Source organism: Nitrobacter sp. Nb-311A (assembly GCF_000152905.1).
GTDB lineage: Bacteria > Pseudomonadota > Alphaproteobacteria > Rhizobiales > Xanthobacteraceae > Nitrobacter.
On record NZ_CH672421.1, the window covers coordinates 73,252 to 87,042 of the forward strand.

Annotated in this window: 13 protein-coding genes; 1 reads left to right on the plus strand and 12 read right to left on the minus strand. The window is 63.0% G+C overall.

Features of this window, described 5'->3' with window-relative positions:
* From NB311A_RS22765 to NB311A_RS17400, 12 genes are all read right to left on the minus strand, one after another.
* Positions 1 to 402, minus strand: a 402-nt coding sequence (locus NB311A_RS22765; protein WP_009799904.1) for a TIGR03808 family TAT-translocated repetitive protein, incomplete at its 3' end; no start/stop codon positions are given.
* 200 nt (positions 403 to 602) lie between these two features.
* Positions 603 to 1,865 (minus strand): multidrug effflux MFS transporter, encoded by a 1,263-nt coding sequence (locus NB311A_RS17350; protein ID WP_009799905.1) that lies wholly within the window; start codon positions 1,863 to 1,865, stop codon positions 603 to 605.
* A gap of 117 nt (positions 1,866 to 1,982) precedes the next feature.
* Positions 1,983 to 2,627 carry a pyroglutamyl-peptidase I gene (locus NB311A_RS17355; protein ID WP_009799906.1) on the minus strand — a complete coding sequence of 215 codons (645 nt, stop codon included), beginning with the start codon at positions 2,625 to 2,627 and terminating at the stop codon, positions 1,983 to 1,985.
* A 65-nt stretch (positions 2,628 to 2,692) separates the two neighbouring features.
* Positions 2,693 to 3,673, minus strand: coding sequence for a methylmalonyl Co-A mutase-associated GTPase MeaB (gene meaB / locus NB311A_RS17360; protein WP_009799907.1), 981 nt, complete (start codon positions 3,671 to 3,673; stop codon positions 2,693 to 2,695).
* Positions 3,670 to 4,482 carry a DUF3298 and DUF4163 domain-containing protein gene (locus NB311A_RS17365; RefSeq protein WP_050752138.1) on the minus strand — a complete coding sequence of 271 codons (813 nt, stop codon included), beginning with the start codon at positions 4,480 to 4,482 and terminating at the stop codon, positions 3,670 to 3,672. The genes meaB and NB311A_RS17365 overlap by 4 nt, the downstream gene beginning before the upstream one ends.
* Positions 4,483 to 4,609: 127 nt before the next feature.
* Positions 4,610 to 6,775, minus strand: coding sequence for a methylmalonyl-CoA mutase (gene scpA / locus NB311A_RS17370; protein WP_040675894.1), 2,166 nt, complete (start codon positions 6,773 to 6,775; stop codon positions 4,610 to 4,612).
* Positions 6,776 to 6,781: 6 nt separating this feature from the next.
* The gene (locus NB311A_RS17375; protein ID WP_009799910.1) at positions 6,782 to 7,246 is read right to left on the minus strand and encodes a GFA family protein; all 465 of its coding nucleotides are present in this window, start codon (positions 7,244 to 7,246) and stop codon (positions 6,782 to 6,784) included.
* The gene (locus NB311A_RS17380) at positions 7,243 to 9,162 is read right to left on the minus strand and encodes a methylmalonyl-CoA mutase family protein (RefSeq protein WP_009799911.1); all 1,920 of its coding nucleotides are present in this window, start codon (positions 9,160 to 9,162) and stop codon (positions 7,243 to 7,245) included. Before NB311A_RS17380 ends, NB311A_RS17375 begins: the two co-directional genes overlap by 4 nt.
* A gap of 78 nt (positions 9,163 to 9,240) precedes the next feature.
* Positions 9,241 to 9,732, minus strand: coding sequence for a 2-amino-4-hydroxy-6-hydroxymethyldihydropteridine diphosphokinase (gene folK / locus NB311A_RS17385; protein ID WP_009799912.1), 492 nt, complete (start codon positions 9,730 to 9,732; stop codon positions 9,241 to 9,243).
* Between the two features lie 8 nt (positions 9,733 to 9,740).
* On the minus strand, positions 9,741 to 10,106 hold the full coding sequence (gene folB, locus NB311A_RS17390) for a dihydroneopterin aldolase (protein ID WP_009799913.1): 366 nt from the start codon (positions 10,104 to 10,106) through the stop codon (positions 9,741 to 9,743).
* 16 nt (positions 10,107 to 10,122) lie between these two features.
* Positions 10,123 to 10,980 (minus strand): dihydropteroate synthase, encoded by an 858-nt coding sequence (gene folP, locus NB311A_RS17395; RefSeq protein ID WP_040675827.1) that lies wholly within the window; start codon positions 10,978 to 10,980, stop codon positions 10,123 to 10,125.
* A gap of 83 nt (positions 10,981 to 11,063) precedes the next feature.
* Positions 11,064 to 11,471: a DUF4332 domain-containing protein gene (locus NB311A_RS17400; RefSeq protein ID WP_009799915.1), complete on the minus strand. Its 408-nt coding sequence runs from the start codon at positions 11,469 to 11,471 to the stop codon at positions 11,064 to 11,066.
* Positions 11,472 to 12,023: 552 nt separating this feature from the next.
* Between NB311A_RS17400 and NB311A_RS17410 the strand changes: the two genes are divergently transcribed.
* Positions 12,024 to 13,589 carry a helicase HerA-like C-terminal domain-containing protein gene (locus NB311A_RS17410; RefSeq protein ID WP_009799918.1) on the plus strand — a complete coding sequence of 522 codons (1,566 nt, stop codon included), beginning with the start codon at positions 12,024 to 12,026 and terminating at the stop codon, positions 13,587 to 13,589.
* Positions 13,590 to 13,791: the final 202 nt, after the last annotated feature.

Genomic DNA, 13,791 nt, shown 5'->3' on the forward strand with positions numbered 1-13,791 from the left:
TCGCTCGGGGAGGGGAATGCCGCCGCCATCAAAGGTGAGGTTGCTAAGGCCGAGGTGGTCGGCGCCTTCGGCTGCGAGCAGCGAAGCGCCGCCGGTGAACGTCAGCGTGGTCGCGCCGCGCACACCGACGAGTTGCGAGCCTTTGGAAAGTTGCAGCGGTCCTGTGCGGTAGACACCGGGAGGAAGCGCGAGCGGCGCGTTGGCGCGGGCCGCCTCGTCGATCGCCCGTTGCAGCGTGCGGGTCTGGTCGCCGGTTGCGTTGGGCCGCACGCCGTAATGAGTTGCGTCACGCCCGAGCGCCGATGTCAGCGGGGCTGTACGAGCGGCCTCCGCCGGAATCGCCAATGCACCGGCGATGCCTGCGGCGGAAGCTCCAAGGACATGGCGGCGCGGGATATCCATGGGTGATGATCCTTTCAAGCCGAGCAGACGCCTTAGAGCATGATCCCGAAACGTGGAACCGGCTTTCGGAAAAGATTACGCTCAAACAAAAAGATAAGCGACGGGTCTGATTCAACGTCAGTCAGCTCTGGATGTAATCCGGAAACAAAGGATGACGGTTGGCGCGAGCCGACGAAAACAAGCGATTGTTGGCGACAGGGTTAATGCGGTGGCGGCCTGACCACCGGGTTGTGCGGCACGAACAACCGTCCGCGCTCGACAACGATCACGATGACGAACGCGGCGATTGTGCAAAGGAAAGCGCCGGTCGCGAACGGCAGCATCGTGCCGTTAAAATCCTGCCCGATCAGCGCGCCGACGCCGCTCCCGATCAAAGTAGTAATAGAGCCGAACAAGGATGAGGCGGTTCCGGCGATATGGCCTTGCGGCTCCATTGCGAGCGCGGTGAAGTTCGAGAACATCAGCCCGAACGCAAACATCGTGCCGATCGCGAACGCCATGTAGATCGGAAACGACAGCCAGCCCTGCCAGGCTGCGAACAGCGTCAGCGCCGCGATCACCACCGATCCCGTCAGCGCGCCGTGCGAGATCACCCGCATGCCGAACCGGCCGACAACGCGCGCGTTCAGGAAACCCGCGGCGGCGAGGCCGGTGGCGATGGCGGCGAAGGCGAGCGGAAAATAGCTGCCAAGGCCGTAGACTTCCGTGAAGATCTGCTGCGAGCAGAACACATAGGCGAACAGCACGCTCTGGACGCCGCCGGCCGCGAGCGCATATCCAATGGTCTGCCGGTTGGTGACGGTCTGACGGAATGCGTCGAAGACGTTCGCAGCCGTCAGCGGCTTGCGATCCGTCGGTGGCAGCGTTTCCGGCAACCGCATCGCGCACCACAGCAGGGCGAGCAGACCGTAGGCGGTCAGCACCACGAAGATGCCGCGCCACGCCGCGAACAACAGAATCGCCTGACCGATCGACGGCGCAAGCACGGGCACCGAGATGAAGATCATCATCGCCAGCGACATCACGCTCGCCATTCGCCGCCCGGTGTAGCAGTCGCGCACGATCGAGGTAGCGATGACACGGGCGGCCGAACTTCCGACGCCTTGCAGCACCCGCGCCAGCAGCATCATTTCAAACGAGGATGCAGCCACCGACAACAGGCCCGCGGCGCTATAGAGCAGCATTCCGCCGATCAGGATCGGGCGGCGGCCGAACCGGTCCGACAGCGGTCCCATGATGAACTGGCCCGCGCCGAAGCCGGCGAGAAATACCGAGATCACGGCCTGGACGTGATTGGGATTGGCGATCCCGTAGGCATCGCCGAGATCCGGCATTGCCGGCAGCATCATGTCGGTCGCGATCGGGTTCAGCGCCATGATGCAGGCGACGAGGGCGACAAACTCGGGAAACCCTCTCGGCTGATGGGCTTGCGATACCCACCCATCCATGTTGGCGTCGGTCATCGATGTGTCTCGGAAGATCGGTACGCAGCCATATCGATGCCGCTGTTGCGATGCACAATGCCTGTTTCGAACATGGCTGTCCATCGCCGAGCGCGAGGGCGGCCTGAGTTTTCGGGATTACGCGCAATCCGTCCGGCGTGCCCCTTTAACCAGTTCCATTAACATGGCCTCGCTTGCATCAACGAGATGTTCCAGCGTGATGCCGCCGGGGATGCGAGCCGAGCCGTCCCGCCTCAGGGGCGGAACATGAATGAACGCAGCGAGGCGCGGTCCCGCCGGTTGATCAGCCGCCTCGATGGCGCGCCAGCAGAGGTAGTTGCAAAGATAGCGGCCGGCATCGCGCGAGGCGCGGGCGTCGATGCCCGTTAGCCGTGCCGCGCGCAACAGCCTGGAAACATGGGGTCCGAATGCACGCGCATTCGCCGTGCCCGCGATCGAACCTTTATGCATCCGCGCGCCGCGCTGGTCCGGCCAGATCGGTGTCGCCGCGTTTCGCGCGCGCGTTTCGATCCGCAGCCAGGGCGTGCGGGCCGCGAGGCCGAACATCAAGAGCGCGTGTGGACGGTGCGTTGCAAGAAGCTGCGGCAGTTCGACATCCACCGTCGCATACGCGACCTCGAAGATGTGAGTTGCGATCGTGACGTCGCCCAGCGCGGGGCGGCGCAACTTCGCGAGCCGCTTGACGAGCGGCACGGTCGGATTGAACGGCGCGCCGGGGAAGGGACCGAAGCCGGTGACGAGAATGCGGAGTTGTGTCGTCATGATGAATCAAAATTCTATCATTGAGGCACGTTTTCCCTCTTCCGCAAGGGGAGAGGGAAAAAGCATTACCGCAACAACTCCGCGATCTGGCTTGCTCCCAGCGCTGGCGTGACGCGACCCTCTGCGACCGCGGCTTCGGTCGCCTTCACTTTGGCGCGGATCGCAGGATCGTTGCGCAGGCGCGCCTTGATGCGATCCTCGAACATCGACCACATCCACTTCACCTGCTGCTGGCGACGCCGCTGTGTGAACTCGCCGGAGGCATTCATCGCGGCGCGGTGCTCGACGATCTTCTGCCATAGCTCCGGAATGCCTGATCCGGTCAGCCCCGAATAGGTCAGCACCGGCGGAGACCAGTGCTGCGAGCGGGGCGCAAGAATTTTCATCGCGGAACGATAGGCCGCGGCCGTGGCATTTGCACGCGACAGATTATCGCCGTCGGCCTTGTTGATCGCGATCATGTCGGCGAGTTCGACGATGCCCTTCTTGATGCCTTGCAGTTCGTCGCCTGCACCCGGCAGCATCAAGGCGAGGAAGAAATCCGTCATGTCGGACACGGCGGTTTCCGACTGTCCCGTTCCGATCGTCTCCACCAGGATCACGTCGAAGCCCGCCGCTTCGCACAACAGCATCGCCTCGCGCGTCCTGGCCGCGACGCCCCCGAGCGTTCCGGCGGCGGGCGAGGGCCGGATGTAGGCTGCCGCCGCCGCCGCCAGTCGCGCCATGCGGGTCTTGTCGCCGAGAATGGAGCCGCCGCTGCGCGCGGAGGACGGGTCCACTGCAAGCACGGCAATCCTGTGGCCGCGCGCGATCAGGTCCATGCCGAGTGTATCAATGGTGGTGGACTTGCCGACACCGGGTGAGCCGGTGATGCCGACGCGGATCGCCTTGCCGGTCACCGGCAAAAGCTCCTGCACCAGTTCGCGCGCGGTGGCCTCGTGATCGGCGCGTCGGCTTTCGACCAGGGTGATGGCGCGCGCCAGCGCCGCGCGATTGCCGGCGCGGATATCGGTGGCGAAATCCGAAATGACAGGCAAGCGGTTCATTCGCTGCCGGGTTTTGTGTTCGCAGGACGGTCGCCGCCGAAGATTTCAAGGCCCTGCGGTGAGAGGTGTTTTCTGAAAGCCTCCCACGGCACGAACACGGTATATGAACCCTCGGCGTAGGAACCGACAGCGTAGGGCGAGTAGTGAAACACGAGGCCGGCGCTCTTGCCGGCCAGAACGGAAGGTGCAAGCGAGACCGCGCCGACCTTCAATAGCGTGGGCTCCACGCTCTCGTACCAGTTGATGGCGCCGGAATCGTCGATGCCGCGTTCTTTCTTCTTGGCCTTCACAGCGGCGACGGCGGCATCGCGCAGCGCTTTCAGCGTTGGGCCGTTGTCCGCGGTTTCCTTGAAGAACGGACGGATGCTGATCTGCTTTTTGGTCTCTTGGTCCCACAGGATCGTATCGATGAGCGTATTGGGATGCGCGCCGCCGGTATAGATATAGTCGGTGCGTACGATGCTGACGTACCGGCCGCCGACGTTCGAGGTTTGGGCGTAGCTGCGTTCGAAAGTCCACGCGCGGCCTTCGCCGAATAGTTCCGGCGAGGTCTTGAACTCCTTCGCGGCATCCGCGCGGTTCTTCTCGATCCAATGTTTGCCTTCCGCGAGCAGGTTGTCCGCCAGCGGCGCATTGGCCCTGATCTGCTTGTCGAGCGTGACGCTGGCGTCGATGTATTTCGTCTTAACGGCGACGTCGGGCCTGGGTTCGGCTGCGATGGCAGAAGCGATGCCTGCGAGTACCAGGACTGCCGCGAGACATGAAAATTTCTGAAGCGGGCTCACGATAGAACCGGGTCTGATGATCATGGCAATCCTCGTCATGGCCGGGCTCGTCCCGGCCATCCATGTCTTGGAGTCCGGATCATAGAGCCGTGGGTGCCCGCGACAAGCGCGGGCATGACGGTCATTTGTGGAGAGTTGAAAAACCCCCGTGCTACTCCGCCGCCGAGCTATGGCCGAGCCGTGCGTTCAGTTTGCGGATCAGGTCTTCGGCTGCGTCCGCGATCACCGTGCCGGGAGGAAAGATCGCCTCCGCGCCGGCTTTGTAGAGCGCATCGTAATCCTGCGGCGGCACCACGCCGCCGACGATGATCATGATGTCGCCGCGGCCGTGGCTTTTCAGCGCCGCCTTCAACTCCGGCACCGCGGTCAGATGCGCGGCGGCGAGCGAGGACACGCCGAGAATGTGTACGTCGTTTTCGACCGCCTGCCGCGCGGCTTCCTCCGCCGTCGCAAACAACGGTCCGATATCGACGTCGAAGCCGATATCGGCGAAAGCGGAAGCGATCACTTTCTGGCCACGGTCATGGCCGTCCTGGCCGATCTTGGCGACGAGGATTCGCGGGCGGCGTCCCTCGGCCTCATCGAAGGCGTCGATGAGCCGTTGCAGTTTTTCCACTTTGTCGGACATCGCGGACACCTCGCGCTTATAGACCCCGGTGATGGAGCGGATTTCAGCGCGATGCCGGCCGAACACCTTCTCCAGTGCGTCGGAGATTTCGCCCACGGTTGCCTTGGCGCGCGCGGCGTCGATGGCGAGCGCCAACAGGTTGCCGTTGCCTTCGCCGGCCGAGCGTGTCAGCGCCGCGAGCGCGGCATCGACGTCCTCCTGCCTGCGCTCGCTGCGTAACCGTTTCAGCTTCTCGATCTGCAAGCTCCGCACTGTCGAGTTGTCGATCCTGAGCACGTCGATCGGTGTCTCACGCTCGGGCTTATACCTGTTGACGCCGATCACGACCTGCTGTCCCGCATCGATCCTGGCTTGCGTCCGGGCTGCCGCTTCCTCGATGCGCAACTTTGGCACGCCCGCTTCTATGGCCTTGGCCATGCCGCCGAGTTCCTCGATTTCGCGAATGTGGCCCCAGGCCTTCATTGCAAGGTCATGCGTGAGCCGTTCGACGTAATACGAGCCGCCCCACGGATCGATGATGCGCGTGGTTCCGCTCTCCTGCTGCAGGAAAAGCTGGGTATTGCGGGCGATGCGGGCGGAGAAGTCGGTCGGCAGCGCCAGCGCCTCATCGAGCGCGTTGGTGTGCAGGGATTGGGTATGACCCTGCGTCGCCGCCATCGCCTCGATCGCTGTGCGGATCACGTTGTTGAACACGTCCTGCGCGGTCAGCGACCAGCCGGAGGTCTGGCAATGGGTGCGCAGGCTGAGGGAACGCGGATCCTTCGGGTCGAAGGGCTTCATGAGCTTGGCCCACAACAGCCGCGCGGCGCGCAGCTTGGCGACCTCCATGAAGAAATTCATGCCGATCGCCCAGAAGAATGACAGCCGCGGTGCGAAACGGTCGATATCCAGGCCCGCCTTGAGGCCCGCGCGGACATATTCGACGCCGTCGGCCAGCGTATAGGCCAGTTCGAGGTCCTGCGTCGCGCCGGCTTCCTGCATGTGGTAACCGGAGACTGAGATCGAATTGTATTTCGGCATCTTGCGCGAGGTGTAGGCGAAGATGTCGGAGACGATCCGCATCGAAGGCGCGGGCGGATAGATGTAGGTGTTGCGCACCATGAATTCTTTGAGGATGTCGTTCTGAATGGTGCCCGAGAGTTTTTCCGCCGGCACGCCCTGTTCTTCGGCTGCGGCAACGAACAGCGCGAGAACCGGGAGCACCGCGCCGTTCATCGTCATCGACACGCTGATCCGGTCGAGCGGGATGCCGGCGAACAGCGTGCGCATGTCGTAGATGGAATCGATCGCGACGCCGGCCATGCCGACGTCACCCGAAACGCGAGGATGATCGGAGTCGTAGCCGCGATGGGTGGCGAGGTCGAAGGCGATCGACAGCCCTTTCTGGCCGGCGGCGAGATTACGGCGATAGAAGGCGTTGGACTCCTCCGCCGTCGAGAACCCTGCATATTGCCGGATGGTCCAGGGCTGGTTGACGTACATGGTCGGGTAGGGGCCGCGCAGGTAGGGCGCGATGCCGGGCCATGTGTCGAGAAAATCGATCCCGTCAAGATCGGCTTCCGAGTAGGCGGGTTTGACCGGGATGCCCTCGGGAGTGAGCCAGGATTCCGGGGGTCGTTCGAAGTTGCCGGCGGCAGGAGGCGTGACCGGCTCGAACGCGACATCGGCGAAATCCGGAATGCGGGTCATCATCGTTCAATCATGATCCGGGTGTTGGTGGCTGATGATGGTCGCCATCTTTTCCGGCCCGTAATTTTCGGTGGTGGTATGACTCGGCAGGTTGACGATGGTCGCGACCCAGCCGAGCCGGGACTCCGTTCCATACTGCCCGGTCGGCACCAGCAGGTCGGGCCGGTCGAAAGTGCCGGTCATGATCTCGATGCAAGGGCCACCAATGCGGCTGAAGCTCAATGGCGTGCCGCAGGCGGCGCAGAAAGCACGTTCCGCGATGGAGGATGAACGAAACGTCGCTGGCGTGCTTCTGGTCCAGCGAAAGTTCTCGCGCGGAATGTCGGCAAAAGACGCAAATGGCGCGCCGGCGGCTTTCTGGCACATGCGGCAGTGGCAGATGCTGATGCGCACCGGGGGCGCCGTCAGCATGAAACGAATGGCGCCACACTGGCATCCGCCGGTCAGCGACGTGTTCATTTGCTCGGTCATGATTGCTCCAGTCGCTCCCAGACCTCGTTCAGCACCGCCAATGCATTATTTCCTGCAAAAATGAAATCGCGCACGCCAAACTGGCGCAAGGCCGATTCCAGCCCGGTCGGTCGTCCCACCAGATAGATATGGCCTGCACCTGCGGCCTGAAAGGCCTGCACGGCGAGAGTTGCCTGCTCGGCATAGACCTCATCGGAGGAGCACAGGCAGACCATTTGCGCTCCGGATACCTTGAAGGCTTCGGCGAGCGTATCTTCGTCCTCTCGCTGCGCGGCATCTTTAACGCTTTCCCGCCGCGAGCGGGGGAAGGGGGAATCAACCGCCTCGATGCCACCGGCCTCGAAAAAACTTCTGGCAAAGGTGGCGCGCGCCGCGAAGTCGGCAGGAGCACCGAGAGTGGCAAGCAGGATTTTCGGCCGCGCGCCGGTGGCCTTGAGCCAATCATCGGAACGGTCGCGCAGCTTTTCGAAGGGCGCGGCGAACCGTGTCGGCGTCAGCGCCTCGAAGCTGACTGTTGTCTCGTCGGAGGGCGCGGGTGTGACCGGCTCGGCGTCGAGCAGGTCGAGCGGCCTTTCTTTCAGGTTTGGAAAGTCGCTGGTGCCGGTGAACACGTCGCGTCGTTTTGCGATATTCATTTCGCGCTCGGTGCGCGTCGCGGCGATGCTGCGCTGGATCAGGTTCTGTTCGAGCGCGGCGAAAGCTCCGCCCGCTTTCTCGATATCCTGAAAAAGCGCCCAGCTCCTCCGGCAAAGCTCATGCGTCAAGGCTTCGATGCCGCCCGATCCGGCCGCCGGATCTGCGACTTTGGCGAGGTTGGATTCCTCCAGCAGAATGAGTTGCGTGTTGCGCGCGATGCGGCGTGCGAAGTCATCAGGCAGGCCCAATGCCTGCGTATGCGGGAGCACGCAGATGCTGTCGGCGCCGCCGAGACCTGCCGAAAATGTTGCGACGGTGGCGCGCAGCATATTCACGTCAGGGTCGCGTCGGGTCATCATCCGCCACGCGGTTTCGGCGGCGATGAGCAACGGCTTCGGCGCGAGGCTGCAAGCCTGCTCGACCCGCGCCCACAACAGTCGCAGCGCGCGCAGTTTGGCCAGCGTCAAGAACTGGTCGGCATCGGCGCTGAGACGGGCATAGATCATGCCGCGCGCGTTATCGAGGGCCATGCCGGCGTTTTCAAGACTTCGAAGATAGGTCACCGCCGATGCCAGCACGAAGGCAAGCTCCTGGGCCTCCGATCCTCCGGCGTCGTGGACCACGCGGCCGTCGCCGACCAGGAACGGCCCATTGAAGCCCCGGGCGGCGAGCATTTTTGCGGTCTCCGTTACGGCCGGAACGATCTCAGCCCGTTCGCCGGTGCTGGATCCGGATGTCGCGCAGGCGCCGATCGGATCGAGACCGAAGCGGATTTCGCAGTCGGTCGGATTGACTCCCCTGGCGCTGATGGCGTCTGCGATCTGGAGCGCGACCGCGCGCGACGACGGGTCGATCTGTAACTCGATGGAAATGCCCGCGTCGAGAAAAACGCCGTCCAGCACTTTAGCGACAGCCTCGGCGGTGGGAGGCATTCCGAAACCGCGCGCGCCATTGGCCCCTGCGAACACCAGCGTCAGGCCGCCAGCACCATGGTAGAGGTCGTGCAGCGCCTGCGCGTTGGCCTGCGCGGCATCGGGATGATCGATCCGTTGCATAATCCGCCATGGCGCGGCCGCGGCGCGGCCGGCGATCGCGGGCGCGCCTTTCGCGCGCATATAGATCGGTCCGATCGTGAGCCCGTCATAGGTCTTTCCAACCAGCTTCTCGAAGGGCGCGCCCTTCAGCACCCCATCAACCAGCCTGCGCCAATCGGCTGCGAGCGCCGGCGCGAAATCGGCCGCCAGCGGCAGATTGGTGATCTCGTCGGAAGCAGCGGGCATTCGTGCGCTCGTGTCCGAAAATCCGGCTTTCAAAATGCCACGCGGTGGCGGACAAGCCAAACGGTCGTTTGCGTCCGATCAGGGAAGATCGGGGAGGCGCTCGATTCCGGCGGTGGATATGTCGGCCAGCGCATGAGCTGGCGTTCGCCCGGCAATCACGCGGTCCGGCGCGATTTCGGCAAGCGGAACCAGCACGAACGCGCGCTCGAACGTGCGCGGATGTGGGAGCGTCAGCTCCGGCTTGTCAAGAATGGCATCGTCATAGGCGATCAGATCGAGGTCCAGAGTGCGCGGCCTCCAGCGTTTTTCAGCGCTGCGGTCGCGGCCGAATTTCTTTTCGATCTTGTGCAGCGTGAACAGCAGCGCGTGCGGGTCGAGGCCAGTGTCGATCTCGATGCAAGCGTTGACGAAACGGGCCTGATTCTCCTCACCCCATGGCGGCGTGGCGTAGTCGGACGAGCGGGCGACGAGCACGGCTTGCGCCATGCCGCAGATGTTGGCGATGGCCTTGCGAAAAGTCTGCCGCACGTCTCCCACGTTTCCCCCGAGCGAGATCAGGACGCTGGCCATCGCGACAGCTATTCCCTGCTGCGGGTGAGTGAAATGCCGACGTCGTCGAAGATCGCCGCGATCGGCGCGTGCGGTTTGTGCACGGTGATTTTGATGGTGCGGACGCGCGGAAAAGCCGCCAGCACCGCATCGGCCACCGCTCCCGCGGCACGTTCGAGCAGCTTGTAGTTGGCATCCTTGAACGCGGCGCTGGCCGTCGCCACCACGCTGGCATAGGAAACCGTATCGGCGAGGCGGTCGGTCCGCGAAGATTCCGAAAGATCGGCCGAGAGTTCGATGTCCATCACGAAGCGCTGGCCAACTTCGGTTTCATGCTGCATGACACCGTGCTGTGCGTGAATCACGAGGCCGCGGATGAAGATCGTATCGGTCATGGTGCGGTGATCCTCATTACCGCTTGGATTCGATGGCGTGCGCCACGCGCAGCGCCTGCACCGTGTCAGCGACATCGTGTGTGCGGATGATACGCGCGCCGCCTCTTGCCGCGATCAGATGCGCGGCGAGCGAGCCGCCCAGCCGTTGCTTCGGCTCGGACGGCACCACCGCGCTGATAAAGCGCTTGCGCGACGCGCCTACCAGAACTGGCAGGCCGGATGTCCGCAGTTCGTCGAGTCGGGCCAGCACGGTCATGCTCTGCTCCTGGGTCTTGCCGAAACCGATGCCTGGATCGAGGATGATATGGCTATCGGGGATTCCGGCCTTCGCCGCGATCTCCAGCGATCGTTCGAAGAACGCTGCGATATCCTGCATGATGTCGAGGGAAGCGTCGGGCTTGTCACGGTTGTGCATCACGATGACGGGTACGCCGTGCGCGGCGATGACTCGAGCCATGTCCGGATCGCGCTGTAATCCCCAGACGTCGTTGGCGATCGCCGCCCCGTTCCCGAGCGCCCACTCGACCATCGGGGACTTCATGCTGTCGATGGATACGGGAACTTCAAGCGCGACCACCGCGGCGAGCACCGGGTTCAGTCGCCGCATCTCCTCGTCGCGCGGGACCGGTTGCGATCCGTAGGGGCGTGTGGATTCCGCGCCGATATCGATGATGTCGGCTCCTTCCGCGATCATGCGGCGCGCCTGCGCCAGGGCCCGGTCGGGCGTCATGTATTGACCGCCGTCGGAGAAGGAGTCGGGGGTGATATTCAGGACCCCCATGACCGCCGGATATGGCCGCGACAGCAATGCTTCGAGCGTGGGGTGACGCGTCCCATCCGCCACAGGTCTGGACATGGAATATGCCGACGTCATGCGGTGGCTTTGCGCGGTCCTGAATATGCTGTCAAGGCGCGAGGGACCTCTTCAGTGAAGCCCGGCTTGCAGCCGCGGAAAGCTCAATAGGTGATCTTGAGTGGAAGTTTCCGCGCTTGAGCAATCAGATTGCCGATCGACTTCTCCGACGGAAGGGCGCTGACAAGCCTGCGCTTGGTGTTCGCATCTTTCATGGCTTGGGCCAGGCGAGCCGGATTGCGATGCGTCAATTCCCTTACCGTGGTAACGCCGGCCGCGCGCAGCAGCTTGGTCTTCCCGTTGCCCATCCCAGGGATGCGCATATAGTCAGCGAGATTGGCCCACTCAAGGAGTTGCTGTTCGCTGATGCCGGTTTTGGCGGCGAGCGCCTTGCGGCCTTTCGGCGTGCGCGCCGCCTCGAGGTAAGCGTCGGTTGTTCTGATGCCGATCGACCTCAGCTTCTTGGCGTCGGGGGCGCTCAGCCCTTCGAGCTTGGAGATCGGATACGTCATGACGTTCGGGGATGTAGCGGTGCTTTGTGAGAGCCGGTAAACGTCGAACGGCCTCTCAAGTCATAGGAACCGGCGACCCAGTTTTCCGCGTCGGCTTTTGCGGCGGTCGCTGATTGAACCTTGCCGGCAAACCCTTCTTTGCTGCGAAAGACCGGAATCGCGCCGACGACCGCTCGCGCGACAGCGGTGCTAGCTGTCGCGGCACGCCGCTCCATCAGTTCGTTCATGGTACCCCGCCTCCGCCGGTTGCTCGCCGGCTCGTTATTTATGCTTTCATCTTGATACCCTCGCGATGCGAAAGACAAGTCAGCAGACAGAACAAACGGCTGTTGACACGCAATCGCGCAGCGAGTGTTGCCGAGATGCAAGACTTGCGTGCCAGATTCATGTCGCGAGCATCCGTCACTCGCTGGTTAGAACGCTTCCGCGCTGATGATCCCGCGATAGCTCTGCTGGAAGATTTCGAACGCTGCGACGTAGTTCGCCGGGTTCAATCGGCGCGGAACTTGAAGTAGAATAATGGTTCGACGACGGGATCACGAAGAGGCTCTCATGACGAAGACCGCGACCGGGATTGGCGATACCGATCAAGGCATCTTCATCGGCAAGGGGGAGCGGCCGGTGTGGCTGACGCTGAGCCTCGCCAATCGACACGGTCTTGTCACCGGCGCCACCGGAACCGGAAAAACCGTATCGCTCCAGGTGATGGCGGAAGGATTTTCCCGCGCGGGAGTGCCGGTCTTCGTCGCCGATATCAAAGGCGATCTGTCCGGCATTTCAGAGCCCGGCGAAGCCAGGGATTTCATACTCGATCGCGCCAGGACGATGGGCCTAGCGTTCCAGCCCGATCAATTCTCGACAATTTTCTGGGATGTTTTCGGTGAGCAGGGCCATCCGGTGCGCGCCACCGTGTCGGAAATGGGTCCGCTGCTGTTGTCGCGGATGATGGATTTGAGCGAGGCCCAGGAGGGCGTGCTCAACATCGCCTTCCGGGTGGCGGACGAGCAGGGGCTGATGCTGCTCGACATGAAGGACCTCCGCGCCATTCTTTCGTTCATTGCCGAGCATGCGGCGGAACTGATGACGCAGTATGGCAATGTGTCGAAGCAAAGCGTGGGAGCTATCCAGCGCCGGCTTCTGGTGCTCGAAAACCAAGGCGGCGACAAGTTTTTCGGTGAGCCGGCGCTGGATTTGAAGGATTTCATGCGCGCCGATCGCGACGGCCGCGGCATGATCAACATCCTGGTCGCCGACAGGCTGATGCAGAGCCCGCGGCTTTATGCGACGTTCCTGTTGTGGATGTTGTCGGAGCTGTTCGAACAGTTGCCGGAAGTCGGCGACCCGCCGAAACCTAAACTTGTATTCTTTTTCGACGAGGCCCACCTGCTGTTCAACGATGCGCCCAAAGCGTTGATGGACAAGATCGAGCAGGTGGTGCGGCTGATCCGCTCCAAGGGCGTCGGGGTTTATTTCGTCACTCAAAACCCGATCGACGTCCCGGACAAGGTGCTGGCGCAGCTCGGCAACCGGGTTCAGCACGCGCTGCGCGCATTCACGCCCCGCGATCAGAAGGCCGTCGCCGCCGCGGCGCAGACGTTCCGGCCAAATCCGAAGCTGGACACGGCGCAGGCCATCACCGAACTCGGCAAGGGCGAGGCTCTGGTATCGTGCCTCGAAGGCAACGGAACGCCGGCTGTCGTCGAGCGTGTGATGGTGCGGCCGCCATCTGCCCGGATCGGCCCGATCTCTCCTGAGGAACGCAAGGCCATCATTACCGGCAGCCCGGTGAAGGGAAAGTACGACACCGCGATCGATTCCGAATCGGCTTACGAGCTGCTTCAGAAGCGGGTCGAGGACACCGCGGCTGCTGCCGACGGATCGAACAGCGGAGTTCTTGGTCAGATCGGATCGATCGTCGGCAGCATATTCGGGACCAATACGCCGCGCGGTAAACTGTCGACCGGGCAGGTGATCGCGCGTAGCGTCACGCGCTCCGTCACCAATAAGGTGGTCGGAGGTATCGTTGCCGATCTCGGCAAGTCGATCGGCGGCTCGGTGGGCGGCTCGGTCGGTCGCGCGCTGGTGCGTGGTGCGCTGGGAGGACTGCTGCGGCGGTGAGCGCGCTCAAGCATGTTTTGGACGGATCAGTGTGTTTCCGTCAAAACGCAAACCACTCCAGAGTCCTTCTCGCCTCACGGCAACGGTGAAAGACTTTGGCTTTTGATTTGACGCGTTTTCTTCCCGCGTTCCGGATTCCACTTCGCTCGAAAACACTATAGTGATTTGACATTCGCTACCCAGTTTGCGGCAAACGCGAGTA

What these genes read in the sequence shown, in the direction of transcription:
- NB311A_RS17350 (WP_009799905.1), bottom strand. Translation starts at nt 1,865, where the DNA reads ATGACCGACGCCAACATGGATGGGTGGGTATCGCAAGCCCATCAGCCG.
- NB311A_RS17355 (WP_009799906.1), bottom strand. Translation starts at nt 2,627, where the DNA reads ATGACGACACAACTCCGCATTCTCGTCACCGGCTTCGGTCCCTTCCCC.
- meaB (WP_009799907.1), bottom strand. Translation starts at nt 3,673, where the DNA reads ATGAACCGCTTGCCTGTCATTTCGGATTTCGCCACCGATATCCGCGCC.
- NB311A_RS17365 (WP_050752138.1), bottom strand. Translation starts at nt 4,482, where the DNA reads ATGATCATCAGACCCGGTTCTATCGTGAGCCCGCTTCAGAAATTTTCA.
- scpA (WP_040675894.1), bottom strand. Translation starts at nt 6,775, where the DNA reads ATGACCCGCATTCCGGATTTCGCCGATGTCGCGTTCGAGCCGGTCACG.
- NB311A_RS17375 (WP_009799910.1), bottom strand. Translation starts at nt 7,246, where the DNA reads ATGACCGAGCAAATGAACACGTCGCTGACCGGCGGATGCCAGTGTGGC.
- NB311A_RS17380 (WP_009799911.1), bottom strand. Translation starts at nt 9,162, where the DNA reads ATGCCCGCTGCTTCCGACGAGATCACCAATCTGCCGCTGGCGGCCGAT.
- folK (WP_009799912.1), bottom strand. Translation starts at nt 9,732, where the DNA reads ATGGCCAGCGTCCTGATCTCGCTCGGGGGAAACGTGGGAGACGTGCGG.
- folB (WP_009799913.1), bottom strand. Translation starts at nt 10,106, where the DNA reads ATGACCGATACGATCTTCATCCGCGGCCTCGTGATTCACGCACAGCAC.
- folP (WP_040675827.1), bottom strand. Translation starts at nt 10,980, where the DNA reads ATGACGTCGGCATATTCCATGTCCAGACCTGTGGCGGATGGGACGCGT.
- NB311A_RS17400 (WP_009799915.1), bottom strand. Translation starts at nt 11,471, where the DNA reads ATGACGTATCCGATCTCCAAGCTCGAAGGGCTGAGCGCCCCCGACGCC.
- NB311A_RS17410 (WP_009799918.1), top strand. Translation starts at nt 12,024, where the DNA reads ATGACGAAGACCGCGACCGGGATTGGCGATACCGATCAAGGCATCTTC.